Source organism: Actinocorallia aurantiaca (genome assembly GCF_039533685.1).
Lineage (GTDB): Bacteria > Actinomycetota > Actinomycetes > Streptosporangiales > Streptosporangiaceae > Actinocorallia > Actinocorallia aurantiaca.
This window is the reverse complement of record NZ_BAAATZ010000015.1, coordinates 185,565-206,656: the sequence shown is the minus strand read 5'-3', so window position 1 is coordinate 206,656 and position 21,092 is coordinate 185,565. Positions and strand designations below refer to the sequence as shown.

Sequence of the window (21,092 nt, the reverse complement as noted above, 5' to 3'; positions counted from 1 at the left end):
CATTCTCTATCGGCAGGTCATCGACTCCGGACACGCAGACGCCGCACCGCGGGCCATGATCCTCCTAGGCTGCTTGGAGGAGGATCGGGGGGATCTAGACGCCGCGCGTATCCTCTATCGGCAAGCCATCGACTCCAGGCACGCAGACGAAGCACCAGGGGCCATGATGCTCCTAGACCTCTTGGAGGAAACACAGCAGAGAAACGCAAACCGCTACAGCGGATAAGGTTCTCTGACGAGCGGTACCCATACGGTGCTACCAAGCCAGTCTCCAACGATGCAGGCCCTACGATCGCTGGCTTGGCTGAAGTCCGCGAAGGCTGTGGCGATCGGCTTGCCGCGCCACTTCCGGTCCTCGGGGCCTGGCGGCCCCTGCGGTCCGGGTCGGCTTGCCACCGGATTTCCAGACTGCTGCACTGCCGGGCGTTGCCGTGAGGGGTGCCCGAGCCGCAGCTAGAGAGCTTGATCGCGTGCCATTAGCGTGCCATTAGCCAGGGTGATCAAGGGTCAAGAGGGGTTACTCGCAGACGGCCTGTTCTGCAGTCCAGAGGCCCTGCCGAGGGTGAACCGTTTGATTCCCAAGCTGATAGCGCGGGTTCGATTCCCGTCATCCGCTCTCATAGCGAAGGCCCAGCTCAGGACAGTGATCCGGAGCCGGGACTTGATCGTTTCTGGGGATGTTGATCTGGCGCGGGCGATTAACGGGCGATCTCGGTCGTCCAGGCTTTGAAGCGTTGACGAAGTTCGTGGGTGCGGGCCGTTGAGAGCCCGTGGACGGCGAACGCCTGGTCGGGAAGGCGGTCGAGGGCGTTGAGCGCGAGCAGGAACATCTCGGGCTCGAAACCTGGATCTGCGTTGGCGGCGAGACGCAGCAGGTCATGAGTCGTGTAGCGGCCGCTTCGGAGGATCGCCTCGACATCGACGAAATCACGTACTTCCGCCCTGCCGTAGAGCGCTGCGACCTTATTGCCGACAGCATCGTCAGGATGCAGGACGGGACCTACGGCCAGCGCGACCGGGGCGTGCGCCCGCCAGTCGATGCCCAATTCCACCTTCACCGAACGGCCGTCGGGTGAGGTGAGCAGCAACCGGACGAAACCGTCCCCGGCCAGGGCCGTTTTGACACCGAAGCCTTCGCGGCGGTAGGCGTCGACCGCAGCCGTGACGGCCTCCTGAAACTGGGCTCTCGCTTCGTTCACCGTGAACAGATCGACGTCCTCTGAGACGCGGTCGAGAAAGCCGTGTGCTTGAACGGCGTAGCCGCCGGCGAGCGCGAACCCGTACTCGCCGGTCGCGGCAAGGCCGATACGTGTCACCTGTTCGTGGAGAGGATCCATCTCCGACTACGCTGCCGCCACCAGGGCCGGGCACCTGCTCTCCCAGAGCCGGCGCACCTGTACGGGCAGGTAGAGGCGTCCCCAGCAGCGGACGAGGGTCCGGGCGTCGAGGTAGGCGGCAAGATCCTCCAGGGAAGAAGCCTCCCGGATCACCCGCTCGTACATCAGCCCGAGTTGGGCCGGGTCGTCGAGGTCATAGGTGTGTTGTTCGGACCAGTCGAGGTGGCGAGGCAGCTCGACAACACCGGAGACGGGCCCGGTCAACTGGGCCAGGTCCTCCGGTACCGCATAAGTCCGCCTGTCCGCGTACCTCATACACCCAGTGTGCACCAACGAACGACCCAGCGCAGCAGCACCCGACCGACATGCAGGTGTGCCAGGTCGCCGTGCAACTAGCCAGAGTGAACAGAGGCCAGTAGGGGACACTTGCGGGCCGAGCCGCTCGCAGGTCCGGGGTTGTGAGGGCGGCTCTCCGCTTGATTCCCAAGCTGATAGCGCGGGTTCGATCCCGTCATCCGCTCCATGTTTCCCGAGCTCAGGGCCCTTGATCTTTTTCAAAGATCATTTGTCACCCGTTTGTCGCCGTGGCCCCCAACAACCGGGGGCGGTTCGCTTTCGGTGAGGGTGGAGCTGCTGAGGGGCAGGTCGGTGTTCGGGGTTCGGGCCGGTTGGGACGCTCTCTGAACTTCGGCGTCGGTGCCCGTGTCCTCTGGCACAGTGTCCGGCATGATCCACGAATTCGGCGGAATCGCCTGGTCTGAGCTGTCTCACGCCTACGGCCAGGCCGATGATGTCCCCGGCTGGCTGGCGGACATGGCCTCGGCCGACGCGAAGATCCGTGGGGAGGCCTTGTCCTCTTTCGTCAGCGCCGTCCACCATCAGGGCGGCGTGTACGACAGCACGATCGCGAGCCTGCCGTTCCTGTTTGCCCTGGCCGACGATCCCGTGATGCCCGACCGCGCCTCGATCGTCGGACTACTGGTCAGTATTGGGCAGCACGCGCTGGACGGGGAGGGGCTCGGGTACGTGGACTCGGGACACGACCAGTGCGCACGGGCGTTCCGCGCACGCTCCGCGGCCTTCCTCGCTTATGCGGCAGACAACGAACGAGGGGTGCGTCACCGGGCGATCGAGGGACTCGGCCTGTTCGTTGACGACGCGGATCTGGCCGTCGCGGCTCTGCGTGAGCGGTTGCTCGCCGAGGACGGCTCGGCGGAACGCCTGGTGGTCGTCGCGGCGATGGCCACGCTTGCGCTGCGCCTGCTTGAGGCCTGTGAGCCCGTGACACTCTGGCTCAAGGCACTGTCCCACGACACGACAGTGGAACCGGAAGTCCGGCTTGCCGCCCTCGTTCACGCCGTCCGGGTGGCTCCCGGGCTACTCGATTCAACGACTGTCCCAACGGCGATCGGCCTGCTACGCGAGATCTCCCACCCCGTGTCAGGCCCCCGGCCCAAATGCGCCTGTACGGCTTCGAAGGATGAGCAGCAGCAGGACGCACCTCCGGAGATCGTCGCCGCCTTCGAAGATCTCGACCGGTGGGGCCGGCTCCATGCGCTGACCACCCCGCTGCTGCGCACCTTCCACGAGTTCCTCGATGCCCGGGTGTCCGACCGCACGGCCCTGCTCGCCGAACAACTGACCAGCCCCCATCAGGGCAGCCGCCACGACGCGATACGCATGGCACGGGAACTGATCTCGACCTGGCGCGGCGACCACTCCCGTCTGATCGGTCTGCTCGCCGACCTCGTGGACCCGGACACCCCCGATACCACCGCCGAATCGGCGGAGACCCTCGCCGCGCTCGCTCCCCTCACTGAACCCGCCCGCCCGGCCCTCGTCGCCTACGTCACTGCCCAGACACCCGACGCGTGGACGCACCCCGACCCCCGGTCGCGCCGCGCCTACCAGCAGTCCGTCCTGGCGCTGGCCACACTCAACGATCCCGCAGCCCTACCGCCGCTCCTGACGGCCCTGGACGGCGACACCGATGCCTGGCGCGCGGTTCAGGCAAGCCGCCATCTGCCCGAAGCGGCCGCCGACCTCCTGCCCCGGCTGACCCGCCGTCTGTACCGTGCCGACCTCTCCACCGAGTGGTCGGACATGAGCACGAACGCTCTGATCTCGGCCCTGTCCCGGCTGGGCGACCCGGCGGCCGTCCCGGTCCTCGTCCACATCGCCACCACCGCCGCCGATCACCGATCGTGCCACCTCACCGCCTACGCCCTGAACGCCCTCGCCTCCTTCGGCTCCGCGGCCGCCCCCGCACTCCCTCTGATCCACTCATTGACCACGGCCGATGATCCGGCCGTCCGCGCGTCCGCCGCGTCAGCGCTTTGGGCGATCACCACTGCCCCGGCGGTCCCGGTCGCGATCCTGACCGCTCTCCTCGAAAGCCATGCACAGCGTGAAGCCGCGGAGGCCCTGGGCCGCATCGGCACTCCTGCAGCCCCCGCGATTCCCCTGCTCCGCACCATGCTGACCGCCTCCTACGACTGGACCCGCATCCACGCCGCAGCCGCCATCTGGGACATCACCGCAGACCCCACGGTCCTCTCCATCCTGCTGACCGCCTGGGACGAGAACCCCGCCACCGCCGTCTTCGTCCTCGCCTGCCTCACCCGCATGGGCCCGGCGGCGGCCCCCGCCCTTCCCCGACTCCGCGAAGAACTCGCCCGCCCCCACCGCAGCGACTCCTTCCTCCACGACGTCTCCCGAGACGAGTCCGTCCAACACGCCTGCCGAACCCTCCTGGCCTCCCTCTCGTCATCCTCCGTGAAGGAGCGGCTGGAATCGATCATGATTAGCGTGAAACCAGACGGCGAGGCGGTCTGATATCTCCGAGGCACCCCACCCAGCGCCGCATCCCAACACACGAGGACGCACAGGTGGAGCAGGAGCGCGAGGCTTTGACCTCGGAGCGCACATGGTTCGGGAGTGTCTCCACATCGTGTGCGGCTTCCGGCCGGCGGACAACGGGGTTGCTGTAGATGCGGTGCTCGGGCAGGTGGGAAGGGTTGGGCGCGGACAATTAGCGGGCGATCAAGAGAGACTAGGGGTCACTTGCGGGGAGTCGGTTTCGCAGGTCGGGGCGCTGGTGTCGGGGGATCAAGGAGATTCCCAAGCTGATAGCGCGGGTTCGATTCCTGTCATCCGCTCTCATAGCGAAGGCCCAGCTCAGGAGCATGATCCCGAACTGGGACTTGATCGTTTCTGGGGTCTGGACGATCTTCCGTGCAATTGGCCGACCGGAGTCGAGGATCCCGCCGCCCGTCTTCGTCGCCGTCCTGTCGGTGAGCCTTCGACAGCTCGTCGAGGCCGCGGGCGATCGCCTGGTACGCCTTGTTGGTCGCGTGCTGGTGGATGAGGGCGGCCCGTTCGTCGTCGTTGCCCATGCGGGTCATCAGGTCGCAGGTGGTCGCTTCGGTCGAGGTGATGCCGAAGATCGGGGACGGGGGTGAGGGATGCTGACGACCCGGCCCCCGGCGCGGGACTTGGGGCGGCCGAGAATCATCATCCCGTCGCTACCTTCGGTGAAGGCGACGCGGGCCTTCTCCGCAGTGCAGACACCTTGAGCATCCTGGGAGGTTTGGGGTGAGAGGGTTCCATGTGCGATGAAGGTCTACTCCGAGGAGTTCAAGACCGACGCTGTGGCGTTTGACCGGATAAAATTAAGGTCTTATTGTTACGTTGTGCCACGACATGCGGACCCCGTCCAGCGCCGCCGCCAAGTGGCCGAGGCGCTGTTTCGTGTGGTGGAGGCCGAAGGCCTGGAGGCGGCGAGTATCCCGCGCATCGCACGGGAGCTCGGCGCCTCGACCGGGCTGGTTCAGACGTACTTCCGCAGCAAGGACGAACTGCTGCTGTTCGCCGTCGCCCATCAGGGCGACCTGCTCAGGGCACGCGTGGCCGCGGCGCTGGCCGAGACCGCTGCGGCGGGCCTCAAGGACCGCCTACTGCGCGCCATGTGCGTCGTCGCGGGCGCCGGCGGTGAGAGCACGGCTGAGGGGCGGATCTGGCTGGCGTTCCTCGCGCGGGCCGCGTGCCATCCGGAGCTGCGCTTGGTCCACGTCGCGGGTGCGAGGGAAATCCGGGAGCACTGCCGAAGCACGCTGGTGGCCGCCCGAAGCGAGGGTCTCGTTCCCGCGGGCCTCGACGTGGACGCCGAAGCCCGCGCCCTTGCGGTCCTCGCCGACGGGCTCGCCGTCCAGCGCGCCGTCGAACCCGAGGTCTTCACCGTGCGGGTGGTCCATGATCTGCTCCGCGCCCACCTCGATCGGATCTTCGTCCACGGAACGGAATCGCGGGCATGAGCGCCTCTCTTCTGGCGTCCCTGGTAGGGCTCGCCCTGCTGGACAGCATGAGCATTGGCACGCTGTTCATCCCTGTGTGGCTGCTGCTGGCTCCTGGCCGTGTCAGCGCCGGACGCGTCCTGGTCTATCTGGCGACCATCGGGATCTTCTACTTCGCCGTCGGCCTCCTCGTCCTCGGTGGTGCTACATCCATCGCCGCCGCGGTCGGCGACACGTTGGACGAACGAACAGCGTTGTGGATCCAACTCGCCGTCGGTGCCGTCCTCTTCGCGCTGAGCTTCCGTTTCGACGGGCAAGGCGGCGCTTCTCGCCGACGGGAGCGCGTTGCGACGGGTTCTCCCTCGGTCGGTCCGCTGGTCGGACTCGCTCTGCTTGCGGCGCTCGCCGAGGTCGCCACGATGCTGCCCTACCTCGGCGCGATCGCGATGCTCGGCTCCTCGGACCTCGGTGCCCCGCTCAGCGCGATTCTCCTGGCGGGCTACTGCCTGGTCATGGTGTTCCCCGCGGCCCTCCTGCTCCTCGCCCGCGTCATCGCGGCCCATCGCGTCGAACCGCTCCTGCACAGGCTCGGTGCCTGGCTCACCGCCCACGCCGCGGGAGCCACCGGCTGGATCCTGGCCATCGCCGGCTTCCTCGTCGCCCGCGACGCCGCAGCCCACCTCTGGTTCACCGACCCCACCTGATCCCGGCAATCCAAGAACTCAATCGCGCGTACCTGGTGAAAGGTGAGCAAGGGGGCAGGGATCACTCGAGGCGAGTCGGTTCCGCTGGTCAGGGTGCTGGTGTCGGTGGGGCAAGGAGATTCCCAAGCCGACAGCGCGGGTTCGATCCCGTCATCCGCTCTCATAGTGAAGGCCCAACTCAGGAGCATGATCCCGAACTGGGCCTTGATCGTTTCTGAGGGGATTGTTCAGTGAACTGAACAGTCCCTTCTCGTCGTCGGCTTCATGGTGAAGCCCTGGGCCAGAGGTGTGATCCCCGTATCCGGGTTTTGATCATCTGGTTGGCTTTTGGGCGCGGCCGGTGCGGTTGGCTGTCTTCAGCTCAGTCGCTGCTCGGCTTGGGGCCATGGCTGTGGCTCTGGGGGATTCTCGCTCATCGTGGCTTCTTCTTCGTACCAGCCGGTTCCCGAGAGCCAGGCCTGTAGCCAGTCGGAGAGGCTGTCGGCGTCCTGGAACCAAGCGGCGCTCCAGTCGTCTTCTACGGCGTTGGGCTCGAAGAGCAGGACGGGTGCTCGGGCGTCGGTGCAGTCGACCGCCGCGTACATGGCGCAGCCCCAGTCGAGGATGGGGAGGACACCGGTCGGCCACTGGCCGGGAACGTGCTCGGCCTGGTAGTCGCTGACGGCGGTGCGGCCTTCCCCGATCAAGGGCAGGAGCTGGTACTCAGGCCCGAACCCGCCGTTGCCGACTTCCTGATAGAGCCGTGACAGCAGCGGAGGCAAGGGGAAACCGAGCGCTGCCTCGGCTTCTTTGATCTGTTCCGCGGTGGCACGGGGAAGCGTGCCACCGGACTCCTGAACCGCCCGCTCGGCGACCCGCCTCAGCAACTCGTCGTGATCCGTCACAGCCCGATGATGGCACTTTGAGGCGGACGAGGGTGGACGCCGCCGGACGTGGAGGAAGCTGCAGGGCTGGTCAAGGGGGGCTCGGGCCTACTGGAGATCTTGGCGACGATGCTCCGCATCGAAGGGGCCAGGGGTTCGAATCCCTCATCTCCACCAGATCGAAAGGCCTGGTTCCAGAACATTGAGCTGGGCTTTCCGGTGTTCAGGGGTCGTCACCGGTTCGCCTCCCGAAGAGGGCCGCACAAGTCCCGGCGGGAAGGCGGCGGTGTCCGCCGTGGATCCTCGCGGTGGGTGGATGGGCGTGCTGTGCAGGCGAGGCGGCGCTTACATCCGGGCCGCGGTTCACCGCGTCAGCCGGTGCGGTCGAGATGGGAGCCGTCGTCGTACGACTCGCGGGCGTCGAGCAGCTCGTCCCAATGTTCCTGCGCCCAGGCGCAGGCGGTCGCCATCGGTCCCAGCATGCTACGGCCGAGCGGGGTCAGCTCGTATTCGACATGCGGGGTGGCGTCGGCGTAGACGGTGCGTTTGACCAGACCGTCCCGTTCGAGGGAGCGCAGCGACTGGGTGAGGACTTTGGGGGTCACGCGACTCAGCGGCACGCGCAGCTCGGAGAACCGGCGCGGACCGTGCTCGAGGCAACGGATGACGAGTGCCGCCCACTTGTCGCCGAATCGGATCGGATTGAGCGAGGACGGGCACAGCTCGTCGAACATGTCGGCGGGCAGGGGTTCCCTCATGGCCTCACGATAACCGGTATCCCAGCGGTAACCGCAGCCCTCGTTAGGGTCCGTGAAGCGGTCGGACGGACGGGATCCGGCCCTGGTGAAAGGCGGTTCATCATGAACATCGTGGTCTTCGGCGCAGGCGGCAGAGCCGGTGGGCAGGCCGTCGCCGAGGCGCGCCGGCGTGGGCACCGGGTCACCGCCGTGGTGCGTGACCCCGCAAGCCACAGCGATCTGACTGACGTACGCGTGGTGGCGGGCGACGTCACGGACGGGACCAGCGTCGCGCATGCGGCCGCAGGCCATGACGCGGCCATCAGCGCCGCCGCGGACCTGTCCGCGCCGCCTCACGAGTTCTTCACCGCGTCGGCTCACGCCCTGACCACCGGGCTGATGAACGCGGGCGTGCACCGGCTGGCGGTGGTCGGCCTGGCATCGATCATGCCCGGGGCATCGGGTGCTCCCCTGATGGACGAGCCCGGCTACCCCAACGAGTACCGCGCCTTCTATCTCGGCCACGCGGCAGGTCTCGCCGTGCTTCAGGAATGCGACTTCGACTGGGCGTACGTCGCTCCGGCAGGCGACTTCGACCATGCCGGAACACGCACCGGCCGGTACCGGATCGCCGACCATGCGGACCCGGCCAGCAGGATCACGTACGCGGACTTCGCGGTGGCGTTGCTCGACGAGATCGAGGCTCCTCATCACCGCCGTGCCGCCGTCAGCATCCGGGAGGCGTGATGCCCGAGGTCCACGACAGTCCGAACCCCTGGGTCGCCGAGCACATCCGTCGTTTCCAGGAAACCGGCGGTCGGCCGCGGCCAGGCGTGAACGATCTGCTGCTGACGACCCGGGGCCGGAGAACCGGTGAACTGCGCCGCACCGCGCTGGTCTACGGAGTCGACGGCGACCGCTACATCCTGGTGGCCTCCGACCGCGGCGCGGACCGCCATCCGGCCTGGTATCTGAACCTGCTCGCCGATCCGTGCGTCACCGTGCAGGTCGGTACGGAGACCTTCACCGCACGAGCGCGTCCGGCCGGGACTGCGGAGCGTCCGCCTCTATGGCGCCTGATGGTGTCGGCCAAGCCGGAGTACGCGGCTTATCAGGAGCAGACCACCCGTGAGATCCCCGTGGTTCTCCTGGAGCGCCTACAGTGACCGGGCGCAGCGCTTTCAGGCGCTCTGGTGGTGATCGTCCTCCCCTCTGGGACGGGCGAGCCGAGTCGGCGAGAAGTCGGCGGACCCGCTGGCCTGGGAGCGCAGCCGAGATCAACGGACGTCGCCGCCGTGGCACCTGACGGCACCCGTTGATCGAGGGCGATGCGTCCCACCCGGGTTCGCATCGAAGTGGTCATGACCTCGGCGTTCGCCTACTCCGTCGCATTGATCACGAAGTATCGGTCGAGGGCTGAGATGAGCCGGTCGGCCGGCCCCGGGGTATTGGTTGCAGCCCATTTCCGGGCGAGGTCGAGGAACCCGGAGAGGTGCTGTTGGGCTGTGGTGAGCAGGCTTGAGAGCTCGCCGCGGGTGATCTCGATGGACGGGGAGCCCTCATCGTCCTGCTGGAGCCGGATGACGTGACCCGCATGGGTGATGTGCGTCGCGGGGTCGTGGCCGAGCCAAGGTTGTTGCCCGTGGGCCACGTTCCACCATTCCCGCCAGTTCTCCAGGCCGAAGCAGCAACCGGGCGGGACGCTGGCGTTGGTGGCGGTGTCGCGGAAGCGCAGCCCGCCCGGAGCGATCAGTCCTTCTGTTTCGGCGAGGTGCTGTTCCAGGTGCGCCTCGGTCAGGTCGGCGGCGTGGGTAAGGGGGATGCGGTTGTAGCTGAAGATGACGGCCATGGCCGTTCCGACGTCGGCGGGGGACATCCGGCCGGAGAGGACGAGAAGGCGGTCGCTCGACGGCTCTGTGATCGGCCAGGCCGTGAAGTCCACCGCGTCGTAGGTCTCCAGGACGGCTTCGACGATGACCATAGGCCGTCAGTATCCCGGCATTGCGCGTGTGCGCGGTTGCTGGAGGTGTGAGGAGTGAAGCGCTCCGGATTGCGTGGAGACTGGCGTACCGCGCCACCCGACGGCAAGGGCGGCGTCTGGGCGAGCACGGGCACCCGGCAACTCCACTACGCGGCGGGCCGCTGGACCATCCGCACCGCCCCTCACCGCGTCATCGCGCTCCGCCGCTTGCCCGGCACGAAGACCGTCTGGGGCGTCCAGCGCTCCACCACCCTGACCGTCATTCGCTTCCCTCGCTGAGGGCGGGCAGCCGCGCGGAAGAGGTGTCCGTCTCCGCCGTCCGGACCGCGGTACGGCTCGGACTTCACTGCTACGACCCTCAGATGGATGGGGACAGCTCTTCAGTAGGTGACGACCTGGTGGGAATCCTGGGGAACTCGGTTCGGGACGAACGGCCTTCGGGCCGGCTCGTCGCCTCAAACCAGCTGATGGCGTTCTCAGCTTCAGGTGCCATCTGAGTGGCGAGTGCGCGGACCTCACGTCCGTGTGAGCGCCCGATGCTCCCCAACAGGGTGGAGTAGCGCTTCGACGGCCTGATGCTCCTTCTCGCCCTGACCGGGGAGGGCGAGGCGGACGCGCACTGCGTCTCGCATCGCCGGAAGCGGCAGGACCCGCCGGGGGGCGGGTCCTTGAAGGAGGTCGGTCGCGGGTTTCGCGTCAGTCGCGGGTCTCGCGGGTCTCGCGGAAGCAGCCGACGACTTCGGTCACGCTGACGGCGAGGACGACCAGGATCGTGCCGGTGTAGAGGGCTTCGGGGACTGTCCAGCCTTTGCCGTCGTTGACGGTGGCGAGGAAGTCCGGGTTGAAGAGCGCCTGCTTGTGGAGGACCCAGATCAGGGAGAACGCGAAGAGGGCTTCGGCGGCGGTGTAGGCGGCGGCGAGGGGGACGGTCCAGCGGTGCACGGCGACCCGGACCAGTTCGCAGAGTGCGGTGCCCGCGAGGCCGGCGAGGATCGGCCAGATCCAGCCCGACCACAGGGCAGGGTCGAGGACCGGCATGTGGTCGCCGTCCGCGCGGTAGGGCTCGGCGACGTGCTGCCAGATGATCAGCGCGAGCAGCAGTGTGCTCAACGCGGCGGAGGCGAGGGTGCCGACGCCGGCCGCTTTCTCCGTCTGCGGGGCGTCGGGCAGGTCGTCGGGCGTCCAGCCCTCGGTGCCGCGGAACATGCGGTCGAGGGAGCGGGAGCGCTCCACCACGGCGAAGACCGCGGTGAGCCAGGCGATCATCTGGGCGCCGACGGCGAGTAGCGCGCCGATGCCGCTGCCGATCGCCGAGGCGACGCCGCCGCCGTCGAGGACCTCGACCGCCATGGACGCGGCGACGACCACCGGCAGCACGCCGGCCAGCAGGACCTTCAGCGTCCGGGCGTACGCCGGGTAGAGGCCGGGGCCGATCAGCGCGAGCGGCCGGTCCGCGTAGCGGGCGGCGAGGCGGATCGGGTCGCCCATCTCGGTGAGCACCTCGTGTTCGCTCGCACCGCGCGCTTCGACGGTGTCGACGATCACGGCGCGCAGTTCGTCGGCGACGTCGTCGCGCTGGTCGGTGGGGATCCGTCGGACGACCTCGTGTACGTAGCGCTCGGTCAGGGTGTTCGCGTTCATGCCTTCTCTTCTGTCAGTCGTGAGATCGAGGCGACGAGGTCGTGCCATTCGTCCACCAGGCCTGCCCGCACTCGGGAGCCCTCGGGGCTGACCCGGTAGAACTTCCGCGGCCGGGACTCGTCGGTGTTCCACTCGCTGGTGAGCAGCCCCTGCTTCTCCAGCCTGCGCAGCAGCGGGTAGAGGGTGTTGCCGTCGACGGCGACTCCCGCGTCGTTCAGCGTTTCCAGCAGCGCGTAGCCGTACTGCGGCTCCTCGAGCAGTGCCAGGCAGGCCAGCACGACGGTGCCGCGGCGCAGCTCCTGGGCCTGGGCCCGGATCAGTTCCTCTAGGGGCATGTCCAACACCATACAGTGCGCCGCACACTAATGTCCAACACCTAATGACTCAGGTGCTCTTCCCTTGAGAGTGGTCTCTCGTACCTTCGACCCCGCCGTTGGAACCCACCCGAGGCTCCGGATGGAGAACGCGGACTCCGCCCCGTCGACCTGGCCGGGGAGCACGGGACCTCCCCGCAGGCCGTCCACGACGATGAGGAGAACGGAATCCCGTCCGCGGCCGGGCAGCGAGCACGGCTATCGGTTCTACGCGCCCGTGCACGCCGAGGCGCTGCGGGCCGGGATGAGCCGCTGGGTGCCGATGCCTGAACCCGGTGCTGCCTCGTGTCGTCTGATCATGGAAGAAGCCACAAAGGGGGATCCTTTTGAAGGACGACGTGGAAGCCCGGTTCGAGTTGGCCGAGTCGCTGGATCGACAGGGACGGCTCCGGGAGGCCGAAGAGCACTACCGGGCCGCGGGCGAGGCGGGTCACGTCGACGCCATGGTCCAGCTCGGGCTCCTGGCAGTCGAGACGGACGAGAACGAGGCCGAGCGGTGGTGGCGGGCGGCCGCCGAGGCGGGCAGCAAGGTCGGGATGGGCAACCTGGGCATCCTCCTGTCCGGTCAGCGCCGGACCGAGGAAGCGGAAGCCTGGTTCCGGGCCGCGGCCGAGAAGGGCGACGCGGACGCCATGCACAACCTCGGCCTGCTCCTTGTCAAGCGAGGGGACGTCGACCAGGGAGCCGAGCAGTTCCGAAGGGCGGCCGAGGCAGGCCATGTGGCCTCGATGGCCGACCTCGGCGTCGCCCTACGCGAACTGGATCGTCCGGCCGAGGCCGAACAGTGGTTTCATCGCGCGGCCGAAGAAGGCGATGCCCGTGCGATGACCAATTTGGGCAGCTTCCTCTACGAGCTCGGTCGCCGAGAGGAGGCCGACCAGTGGTGGAAGCAAGGTGCCGAAGCCGGCAATGCGGACTCGCTGTTCAACCTGGGTGTCCGCTGCGAACACAGAAACGAGCTGACACAGGCGGAGGACTACTTTCGGAAGGCCGCGCAGGCAGGTCACCCGCGTGGCGAGGCCAGGGCGAGGGCCCTGGCCACCGGCCTGCGAGCCAACGGCGCCCCGTACATGCCGGGCCTGTTCTGACCTCATGGCCCCCGACCCTCCTGAAAACCCTGGATGCAACCGCCTGCCGGCCGCCGCCTCGGACTCGACGCCACCGCCCGCAACTGGAACACCGTGACCGGTCCGGCAGAGAGGGAAGACCTAAGCGCGTGCCATCAGGCAGGGTGAGCAGGGGTCGATGAGGGCCACTCGGGGATAGGTTCGACCGCAGGTCAGGACATGAACCCGGAGCTTGGTCTTGATCGTTTCCAGGATGAGCTGTCATGGGTCGGTCTGTGCGGGTGGCTACTTGGTCGGTCGGTGGGGGTCGTGCGGGAATCGGGCGCAGAGTCTTTCGATGCCCAGGCCGCTGATCAGAAGGCGTTCTTTGGCGTTGCTGAGCAGGTCGGCGGTCCAGGTGGTGAATCCGCCGTCGGCGATGTCGAGGTCGTCGCCCTCAGGCGTGGTGGCGCGGATTTCGAAGCAGGCGCCGGTGTAGTAGCCGCGGCCGGTGGGGCGTTCGTGGTCGAAGGCGAACACGGTGTCGGGGTGGGCCTGACCGAGGGGTTCCAGCACGCGGGTGGACAGTGCCGCGTGCTGGTGTCCGGTGAGGTCGGTGACGGTGACCCGCACTGTCGGCCGCTCGTGGTCTTGGCGGCCGGTTCTGCGGCTGCGTTCCAGCACGTCCAAGTGCAGGTGGATCTGCTCGGTCAGTGTCTGGGTCTCGAAGTCGAAGGAGCCTTCGTCGCGTCCGGCCGTGCACAGGGCCAGGAGCTTGAAGTGTGCCGCCATGTCCGGAGCGGGGAAGGCCTGGGCGCGGATCACCCGATGGGTCGCTCCGAGTCGGACGCGATGGCGTGAGCGGGTGTCGGCGCGCAGCAGTCGCCGGCGGCGGACGGCGCATTCCAGGGCCAGGACGTTGGTCGGGTCCGCGATGGCCTCGGTGTTGCGGACGGTCGTGACGACCTTGTTCTGGTCGACGGTCGCGATGGCGGAATTGGTGCCCAGCGGGGCGAGCGGCGACAGTTCAACTCCGGTGAAACCGTGCTCGGCCAGCCGCTCGTGTGCCAGCACCTCCAGGCGTGCCAGATCGAGCGGTGCCAGCGGGGAGGGGGTGGTGAAGCGGCTGCTTTCGTACTGCTGCAGCAGCCGCCCCGCGGTGATGGCGGCCGCGCGGCGCCGGAAGACCGCCAGCAGCAACGTCTGCAGATCCGTGGGGGCCAGCCGCTCGGCGAGCGCGGCCAGCAGACCGGGCGTGGCGGCCTCCCGCAGCACCCGCCCCAGCCGGGGATCTCGTGTCTCCTCGCCCTGCCCGAGCTCAGCCGGTTCAGGCATCACATCACCCATCGGTCCATCGTGTCGGGCCATCGGCACTCGACGCACCGGGTTTCCCGGCCGGAAGCTCCGGCATCCGGTGACGGCTGTCCTGCGGCCGAACCCCGAACCCCCGGCCCCGGGCGTCGGCCAAGGGTCGAGAGGAGTCACTTGCGGACGGAGCCGCTCGCAGGTCAGGGGTTGTGGGCCGGGTGGACTGTGACGGTTCCCGAGCTGACAGCGCGGGCCCGGTCCGTCCTCTTCCGTATCGCCGTTGGCTACGAGGGGTTTTGGCAAGACGAGAATTCATTGGTGAGGTTTGGTCTCGTTCCGAGCGCGCCGCTGCCTCGTTCGCCTGTGCGGTGACAGCGGTCTGCGAGTTCTGGCCGTCGTCCCCTGTGAGTGAATGGAGTGGCGGTCGGACGTGGGGATTCGGCCGGTGTCACCAGGTCAGGGTCAGTGAGCCTCCGACTGGAAGCGTGTGCCAGCGGTCGGCGTACTCATCGAACCGGGATACGATCCGGCCGATCACCGGAGGGATCTCCTCCCTTGCCACATATGCCGGGAGTTCTTGCGCGTGGCCGCGCTGTACTTCCCATACGGGCAGGGCGATGCCTGCCAGCTTCTCGGATCTGGCCATGTCGGCCTTCGCCTGGGGAGAGGACTGCGCTCGCTTCGACTTGCGGCGCCGGGCTGCCTTGGCGCGCTCTGCGGGGTCGGCGGGCCAGAACAAGCCGTTGTCGCCGGCGGCCAGTCGCCCGTAGACCCCCAGTTCGATACCGGCCTCCGCTTCGACGAGGAAGTGCACCAGGTCATGCGGGAGATAGGGATGTCCGCCAGGGCCGTTGCGCGGAGCGAGCGCGGCGCCGGTCTCGCGGTACACGGCGATGTCGTAGCTCGTGCCAGGGCCCTTGGTGAAAACGACGCGCATGCCCGGCACTGTAGGTGACGGTCCCGACCGCACGCACCTGATTTCTGAGCGGTCCGCCGCGGCGGCACCCGGTTGATGCGCTGGTCCTGAAGGCAGGTGCGTCGAAACCGAGGGGGGATCAACCGGAGAGGTCACGGATGCGCTACGCGGCGTGCTGGACCTGGTGAGCTCACTCATCCGTTCAGGCGGACATGCGCCAGGTCTTCCTCATGGGGGATCAGCCGCTCGAATACCGGATCGATGACGCGGTAGGGCTGTGGGCGGCGCCGTGCGGGCATGACGGCGAATGCGTCCGAGGGGCGGTGGCTGATCGGAGTCCGCACCCGCGGGTGCGCTCCGACCCGGCACCCGTGGCCCGTGGTCAGCGTAGGTACGGGGGTGCGTTCGGGTGCCGCGGCGCCGGGGGGTACGTCGGCCGAACATCATGGGGCTGGGGGGCCGCCGCACCGTGCGGGTGGGGATCGGGGGCGGGGGCCGGGCGGGTGGTGGGCTCGTGGCGGGGGATCAGGAGGAGGGCGACGGCGATGAGGACGAGCCCGGCGGCCAGGAGCACCGGGGCGGCGAAGGCCGACCCTGGCCGGGGGAGGCCCAGGAGGCCGAAGCCGGTGACGAGGTAGGCCTTGGCGACGATCGTCGCGACGAAGACCACGGTGAGCAGCCGGCAGCGCTGCAGCGCCATCTGGAGTTGGGCGAGGCCGATGGTGACCCCGACGACGAACAGGGGGATGAAGGGGCCGGTGAACGCGTCGGCGCCGAAACCCTCCCGTGCCTGGAGGTTGAAGGCGAGTTCGGCGAAGCCGACGAGGACGCCCGCGCCGATGCCGTAGGCGATGCCCGTCAGGGGGCGGGCGTGCCGGCCGTCGGGCCTGGTGTCGCCGAGCGTGAACAGGAGCACGGGCAGGGCGAGGGAGGGCAGGGCCAGCAGGGCGAGGGCCGCTCCGGAGACTTCGGTCGGCGTCGCGGGATCGGACCAGGAGACGAGGAGGCCGCCCGCCGCCATCGCCGTCAGCCACGCGGCCTCGGCTCCGCCGACGCGCTCACGCCTCACCGCGAGTGAGAAGGCGACGAGGGCGGCCAGTCCCGCGAGCAGCGAGGTGACCAGGACGGGAAGCTCCAACCGCGGCGCCGCCACCACCTGGACCACCACGCCGCCGCCCATGAGCGCGACCCCGGCCAGCCACCGGCCGTTGCGCGCCACGGTCGCCGCGAAATGCCCGGGCCGGGTGCCGCGCAGGGGCGGAAGGACGTCCGCCGCGTTCTTGAAGAAGACGAAACCCAGGTAGTACAGGCATCCCGAAAGGAACGCCAGGGCGATCGGGACGCTCATGCAGGATTCCTTTCACACGACTGCAGGGCCCGCCCACCGCGGATTTCGGCCGCCGACGAAGGAGCCGTCGACGATCGGCGCGGTCGGACGGGACGGCTCGCCCCTCAGCCGATCGTCCGATCCATATTCTTATCCGAAACGGGCCGCATATGTAACCCATTGCTTTTTGCGCAGGTTTATTGCTCACTTGGGTGACAAATTTTGGAGGCGGCCGATAATGGATCGCTCCATAACCTCGGAACCGGATCGAATCCGCGGAAGCCGACCGGAGAGAAGAAGCGCGCGCGGCCGGGCAGTGAGAATTTCCGGAGGCCTCTTGGTGGCGGCAGGTGCTTCGACACGATCGGAGGGGGCCGCCCTCGGCCCCGGAGAAGGCCGGCGCGTCAGGAATGAACGCCACGAGATGATCGCCTTATGGCGGATGTGGTCTTCTTCGATTTGGACGGCACCCTGGTAGATCATCGAAGCGCGGTCTGGGAGGCGATCGGCCAGGTCGTCCGGGCCTCGCCGAACGCGACGGCTCCGCCGGAGGAACTGGCGACGTCGTGGTGGATGCTGGAGGCGCGGCACATGCGGGAATACCTGACCGGCCAGTGCTCCTTCGCCGAGCACCACCGGCGCAGGGTCCGTTCCTTCCTGCCGATGCTCGGGGAGCCGGTTCCGGAAAGTCCCGACCTTCTGGACGCCTGGATCGCCGAGCGCTACCTCGCCGTGTTCGAGGAGTCCTGGCGGTGCTATCCCGATGTCCAGCCCTGCCTGGAGAACCTGAAGAGGCTTCCCCGGTGGCCGCGTCTGGCCGTTCTCACCAACGGGGACCCCGGGCAGCAGCGCGCCAAGCTCGCCCGCTTCGGCTTCCTGGAGTACTTCGAAGCCGTCCTGACCCCGACCGAGCTCGGTGCGGCCAAGCCCGTCGCCTACGCCACCGCCTGCCGGTGGATGCGGACGGACCCCGCGCAGGCGGTCAACGTAGGCGACATGCTGGGAAGCGACGTGAACGCGGCCGCCCTCGCCGGGCTCACCGGCATCTGGCTGGACCGCGGCGTCGACTTCGTCACCGGTGGACCGTCACCGACGGCGGACGAGACGGTGCTTCGCATCGAACGGCTCACCGACCTCCCTGACCACCTGTCACGCGCGAACGCCTGACCGGCTCTCGTGAACTCAGCGTGGTTCGAGGGCGAGGAGTACCTGGCGGCGCCGCTGACGGGGCTTTTCGTTCGTCCGCTCGCAGGCCCCTGAAACCAGGGCGACCCGTCTTGTGGAACCTGGGCCACCAGAGGCTGAGGCGATCCGGGCCGGGTGCTCCGATCAGGTTCTCCACAGCTTCGCGGTGCGGTCGGAGCCGACGGTGACGATGGTCGAGCCGTCGGGGCCGAACTCCACCGCATTGACGATGTACTTGTGGCCGGTGAGGGTGGTGACGGGAGCCCCGGTCTCGGCATTCCACAATTTCACGGTGTAATCAGGTCCGGTGGTGGCGAGGGTGGAACCATTCAGGTTGAAGACCACGTTACCGCCGGTGTCCGAGTGCCCGTTGATGGTGGTGATGGGCGCGTCGGCCTTGGCATTCCACAATTTTATGGTGTCGTCGCCGACGATGGCGAGAGTCGAGCCATCCGAGCTGAAGGCCACCCGCGCAACGGTTTTCTTTTGGCTGTTGATGGTGGTGATGGGAGCCCCGGTCTTGGCATTCCACAGCTTCACGGTGTGATCAGAGCCGACGGTGGCGAGGGTAGAGCCGTCCGGGCTGAAATTTATCTGCGTGACGTAGCCTTTGTGGCCGGTGAGAGTGGTGATGGGATCGCGGGTCTTGGCATTCCACAGCTTCACGGTGTGATCAGAGCCGACGGTGGCGAGGGTAGAGCCGTCCGGGCTGAAATTTATCTGCGTGACGTAGCCCTGGTGGCCGGTGAGGGTGGTGACGGGAGCCCCGGTCTTGGCATTCCACAGCTTCGCCGCGTGCTCACCGGCGGTGGCGAGGGTCGAGCCGTCCCGGCTGAACACCACCGCTGAAATGGGGTCATCGTAGCCGTTGAGGGTGGTGATGAGTGCACCGGTCTTGGCATCCCACAGTTTCGCCATGCGGTCGCCGGTGGTGGCCAGGGTAGAACTGTCCGAGTTGAACTTCGCCTGTGTGATGTAGCCCTGGTGGCCGGTGAGGGTGGTGATGAGTGCACCGGTCTTGGCATTCCACAGCTTCGCCATGCGGTCGCCGGCGGTGACGAGGATGGAACTGTCCGGGCTGAATCCAATCTCCATAACGGTGTTCTCGGGGCCGGTGAGAGTGGCGATGTGCGCACCGGTCTCGGCATTCCACAATTTCGCGGTGTGGTCATAGCCTGCGGTGGCGAGGATGGAGCCGTCCGGACTGAACGCCGCCCCCCAGAGGGCCTTTTTGTGGCCGGTGAGAGTTTCGACAAGACGGATCTCGCCGAACGCTTCGGGCGCCGTTGAATTTCCTGGGGGTGGTGGCTTGCCGCTGTTGGCGGGGCCCCCGTCGAGCAGTGAGGGAACAACGGTTACGGCCGTCACGGTCACAGCGGTCCCGGCCAGCGCCAGGAAGGCACGGCGCGGCAGAGGCGGCAGGGATGTCCGCCACCCCGGTCTGACCCCGGTCGTTTCGCTGCGGGAAGGCCGGGGGACCGGTTCAGGCTGCGGAGTCGGCGCTGCCGGATCATGCTTCTGGGAGGCCGGTGGTGTGAGGCCGGTGCGGATGTGCTCCAGGCGGGACAGGACTTCTGCGGTCTCGGCGGGTCTGTCGCCGGGTTTCTTCGCGAGGAGTTCTCCGACCAGGCGCCCCAGCGCGGGTGGTGTCTCAGAGCGTCGGCTGCGAACGCGCGGAGCCCGCATGTTCAGGTGCTGCCCCATCAACGCCTGGGAACTCTCCGCGGCGAAAGGAGGACGACCGGCCAGCAGGGCGAACACGATTCCGCCCACCGCGTACAGGTCCGTACGGTGATCGACGTCCTGTCCCAGCCACTGCTCAGGTGCCATGAACGCGGGAGTTCCCGCCCTGCGGCCCGTCAATGTCTGCATGGTCGAGGCGTCGGCAAGACGTGCGATCCCGAAATCACAGATCTTCACCCGGTCATCCGGCAGCACCATCACGTTCGCCGGTTTCAGATCGCGATGCACCACTCCGAACCTGTGTGCCGCCGCCAAACCCTCCACCAGGCCGATGGACAACTCCAGTGCCCGGTTCAACGGAAGCCCGCCGGGGTGCTCCGCGATCACCTCCGCCAGGTCCCGGCCGTCCAGGAACTCCATCACCAGAAACCAACGGCCCTGATCGGTCCCGAAGTCATCCACCCGGGTGATCCCCGGGTGCTCCAACCGGGCGGCGATTTTCGCCTCCTGCCGGAATTTCGAAAGCATTACCGACCGGTTGTCCGCAACCTCCCGATGCAGGAACTTCACCGCCACCGGCCGCTCCCGCAGGACATCGACCGCCCGCCACACCTCCCCGAAACTCCCCGCCCCCAGCCTGTGCTCCAACCGGTACCGCCCAGCCACTTCCACCCCGGGCTTCATCTGCCGCACCTTTCATCAAGCCGGTTACTCCAGGAGCATTATCAACTCGCCGAATCCCCAGAACCGGCCATTTCGGTATTGTGACGGTCGCGTCGGCGCGCGAGATGAAACCCGTCCCGGCCGGTGCAGGCCCTGCGATCGTCGGCTCGGCTGAGGTCGGCGAAACGGAGGGACTGCGCCGAGGCCGTGGATGCCCTGGTGGGTGAGGTGCGAGAACCGGGCGGCAGCGGACGGCCCTGTCGGAGTCGTTCGGCTGAAGGGAACCTCGACATGGTCGGACGGGGCGGCTCGTCCCGGGCTGCCTGCCCGACCCGTATTTTCATACGAAACGGGCCGCATATGTAACCCATTGCTTTTTGCGCAGGTTTATTGCTCACTGGGGTGACAAATCTTGGAGGCGGCCGATAATGGACCGCTCCATAATCTCGGGGGCCGGTCGGAAAGACGCTTCCGATCTGGATGGTCCGCTGTCGATCGGCCACTGGATATCCGCGTGGGCGAGTGACCCGGCGGGCGGCGAAGGAGGCGGACGAGCCCGAACACACCATCCCGCCGTTCGCGCGGACGAACGCGTCGAGCGTCCTGTCAGCGGCGGCGGGCGCGGACGCCGGCGAGCCGGGAGGCTGAGACGGTGTCACTGGGATCGACGCGGATACGTCGGGCGAGGCCGGCTTCGAGGTGATCGCCGAGAGGCCGATCGGGGACCTTGCGCCACGTCTTCGGGCGCCGGGACAGCAGGACGGTCTCGGCAAGGGAGGCGTGCTCCGGGTCGAGGACGCCGATCGCAGCGCGCAGGTCCTGACGGGCGCGGTGGCGGTTGGACCGCTGGGGGAAGCGTTTGTTGAGGCGGACGGCGGAACGAGAACTCTTGTCGTTCTCGCCGTAGGCGTTGCGGCGATCGCGAGCGTAGCTGAGACGCTTCTTCTCCTGGGGGCTCCGCCGACTCACCCGCCCAGCCTACGTTCAAGGCTCTGCCGGGCGTCTTCGGCAGACGGCGTACGGCCGACTCCGGTC

Annotated in this window: 22 protein-coding genes; 10 read left to right on the top strand and 12 right to left on the bottom strand. The window is 67.8% G+C overall.

Annotation, left to right across the window (positions count from 1 at the left end; all coding sequences use genetic code 11):
• Positions 1-226, top strand: a 226-nt coding sequence (locus ABD327_RS20355) for a hypothetical protein (RefSeq protein ID WP_344452119.1), incomplete at its 5' end; no start/stop codon positions are given.
• A 472-nt stretch (positions 227-698) separates the two neighbouring features.
• Here ABD327_RS20355 and ABD327_RS20350 read toward each other — a convergent pair.
• Positions 699-1,337, bottom strand: a complete 639-nt coding sequence (locus ABD327_RS20350) for a nucleotidyl transferase AbiEii/AbiGii toxin family protein (protein WP_344452117.1) — start codon at positions 1,335-1,337, stop codon at positions 699-701.
• Positions 1,338-1,343: 6 nt separating this feature from the next.
• Positions 1,344-1,652, bottom strand: a complete 309-nt coding sequence (locus ABD327_RS20345; RefSeq protein ID WP_344452116.1) for a hypothetical protein — start codon at positions 1,650-1,652, stop codon at positions 1,344-1,346.
• Positions 1,653-2,063: 411 nt separating this feature from the next.
• Between ABD327_RS20345 and ABD327_RS20340 the strand changes: the two genes are divergently transcribed.
• The 4 genes from ABD327_RS20340 to ABD327_RS20325 all read left to right on the top strand — a co-directional run bounded on the left by ABD327_RS20340 (position 2,064) and on the right by ABD327_RS20325 (position 6,333).
• On the top strand, positions 2,064-4,172 hold the full coding sequence (locus ABD327_RS20340) for a hypothetical protein (RefSeq protein ID WP_344452115.1): 2,109 nt from the start codon (positions 2,064-2,066) through the stop codon (positions 4,170-4,172).
• A gap of 350 nt (positions 4,173-4,522) precedes the next feature.
• The gene (locus ABD327_RS20335; protein ID WP_344452114.1) at positions 4,523-4,798 is read left to right on the top strand and encodes a hypothetical protein; all 276 of its coding nucleotides are present in this window, start codon (positions 4,523-4,525) and stop codon (positions 4,796-4,798) included.
• 231 nt (positions 4,799-5,029) lie between these two features.
• Complete coding sequence (locus tag ABD327_RS20330; protein ID WP_344452113.1) at positions 5,030-5,650, top strand: TetR/AcrR family transcriptional regulator; 621 nt, start codon at positions 5,030-5,032, stop codon at positions 5,648-5,650.
• Positions 5,647-6,333: a GAP family protein gene (locus tag ABD327_RS20325; RefSeq protein ID WP_344452112.1), complete on the top strand. Its 687-nt coding sequence runs from the start codon at positions 5,647-5,649 to the stop codon at positions 6,331-6,333. Before ABD327_RS20330 ends, ABD327_RS20325 begins: the two co-directional genes overlap by 4 nt.
• A 356-nt stretch (positions 6,334-6,689) precedes the next feature.
• Here the strand turns inward: ABD327_RS20325 and ABD327_RS20320 are convergent, their stop codons facing one another.
• The gene (locus ABD327_RS20320; protein ID WP_344452111.1) at positions 6,690-7,217 is read right to left on the bottom strand and encodes an SMI1/KNR4 family protein; all 528 of its coding nucleotides are present in this window, start codon (positions 7,215-7,217) and stop codon (positions 6,690-6,692) included.
• Between the two features lie 350 nt (positions 7,218-7,567).
• Positions 7,568-7,954 carry a winged helix-turn-helix transcriptional regulator gene (locus ABD327_RS20315; RefSeq protein ID WP_344452110.1) on the bottom strand — a complete coding sequence of 129 codons (387 nt, stop codon included), beginning with the start codon at positions 7,952-7,954 and terminating at the stop codon, positions 7,568-7,570.
• A 102-nt stretch (positions 7,955-8,056) separates the two neighbouring features.
• On the opposite strand from ABD327_RS20315, the gene ABD327_RS20310 reads away from it, so the two are divergent.
• Both ABD327_RS20310 and ABD327_RS20305 read left to right on the top strand, forming a co-directional pair.
• Complete coding sequence (locus ABD327_RS20310) at positions 8,057-8,680, top strand: NAD(P)-dependent oxidoreductase (RefSeq protein WP_344452109.1); 624 nt, start codon at positions 8,057-8,059, stop codon at positions 8,678-8,680.
• Positions 8,680-9,099, top strand: coding sequence for a nitroreductase family deazaflavin-dependent oxidoreductase (locus ABD327_RS20305; RefSeq protein WP_344452107.1), 420 nt, complete (start codon positions 8,680-8,682; stop codon positions 9,097-9,099). The genes ABD327_RS20310 and ABD327_RS20305 overlap by 1 nt, the downstream gene beginning before the upstream one ends.
• Before the next feature lie 212 nt (positions 9,100-9,311).
• Here the strand turns inward: ABD327_RS20305 and ABD327_RS20300 are convergent, their stop codons facing one another.
• A complete protein-coding gene (locus ABD327_RS20300; RefSeq protein ID WP_344452106.1) occupies positions 9,312-9,914 on the bottom strand; it encodes a hypothetical protein in 603 nt (200 codons plus the stop codon).
• A 54-nt stretch (positions 9,915-9,968) separates the two neighbouring features.
• On the opposite strand from ABD327_RS20300, the gene ABD327_RS20295 reads away from it, so the two are divergent.
• Positions 9,969-10,193 carry a hypothetical protein gene (locus tag ABD327_RS20295; protein WP_344452105.1) on the top strand — a complete coding sequence of 75 codons (225 nt, stop codon included), beginning with the start codon at positions 9,969-9,971 and terminating at the stop codon, positions 10,191-10,193.
• A 417-nt stretch (positions 10,194-10,610) separates the two neighbouring features.
• Here ABD327_RS20295 and ABD327_RS20290 read toward each other — a convergent pair whose 3' ends face one another.
• Positions 10,611-11,555 carry an HAAS signaling domain-containing protein gene (locus ABD327_RS20290; protein WP_344452104.1) on the bottom strand — a complete coding sequence of 315 codons (945 nt, stop codon included), beginning with the start codon at positions 11,553-11,555 and terminating at the stop codon, positions 10,611-10,613.
• The gene (locus ABD327_RS20285; RefSeq protein WP_344452103.1) at positions 11,552-11,890 is read right to left on the bottom strand and encodes a PadR family transcriptional regulator; all 339 of its coding nucleotides are present in this window, start codon (positions 11,888-11,890) and stop codon (positions 11,552-11,554) included. The genes ABD327_RS20290 and ABD327_RS20285 overlap by 4 nt, the downstream gene beginning before the upstream one ends.
• Positions 11,891-12,255: 365 nt before the next feature.
• Between ABD327_RS20285 and ABD327_RS20280 the strand changes: the two genes are divergently transcribed.
• Positions 12,256-13,017, top strand: a complete 762-nt coding sequence (locus ABD327_RS20280; RefSeq protein ID WP_344452102.1) for a tetratricopeptide repeat protein — start codon at positions 12,256-12,258, stop codon at positions 13,015-13,017.
• 264 nt (positions 13,018-13,281) lie between these two features.
• On the opposite strand, the gene ABD327_RS20275 is transcribed toward ABD327_RS20280, so the two are convergent.
• The 3 genes from ABD327_RS20275 to ABD327_RS20265 form a co-directional block, all read right to left on the bottom strand.
• Positions 13,282-14,310, bottom strand: a complete 1,029-nt coding sequence (locus ABD327_RS20275; RefSeq protein ID WP_344452101.1) for a hypothetical protein — start codon at positions 14,308-14,310, stop codon at positions 13,282-13,284.
• Between the two features lie 421 nt (positions 14,311-14,731).
• Positions 14,732-15,220 carry a hypothetical protein gene (locus tag ABD327_RS20270; RefSeq protein WP_344452100.1) on the bottom strand — a complete coding sequence of 163 codons (489 nt, stop codon included), beginning with the start codon at positions 15,218-15,220 and terminating at the stop codon, positions 14,732-14,734.
• A 361-nt stretch (positions 15,221-15,581) separates the two neighbouring features.
• Complete coding sequence (locus ABD327_RS20265; protein ID WP_344452099.1) at positions 15,582-16,547, bottom strand: hypothetical protein; 966 nt, start codon at positions 16,545-16,547, stop codon at positions 15,582-15,584.
• Positions 16,548-16,961: 414 nt separating this feature from the next.
• On the opposite strand from ABD327_RS20265, the gene ABD327_RS20260 reads away from it, so the two are divergent.
• On the top strand, positions 16,962-17,693 hold the full coding sequence (locus ABD327_RS20260) for an HAD family hydrolase (protein WP_344452098.1): 732 nt from the start codon (positions 16,962-16,964) through the stop codon (positions 17,691-17,693).
• A 162-nt stretch (positions 17,694-17,855) separates the two neighbouring features.
• Here ABD327_RS20260 and ABD327_RS20255 read toward each other — a convergent pair whose 3' ends face one another.
• Complete coding sequence (locus ABD327_RS20255; protein ID WP_344452097.1) at positions 17,856-20,078, bottom strand: WD40 repeat domain-containing serine/threonine protein kinase; 2,223 nt, start codon at positions 20,076-20,078, stop codon at positions 17,856-17,858.
• Between the two features lie 585 nt (positions 20,079-20,663).
• Positions 20,664-21,026 (bottom strand): hypothetical protein, encoded by a 363-nt coding sequence (locus ABD327_RS20250; RefSeq protein WP_344452096.1) that lies wholly within the window; start codon positions 21,024-21,026, stop codon positions 20,664-20,666.
• Positions 21,027-21,092 lie beyond the last annotated feature (66 nt).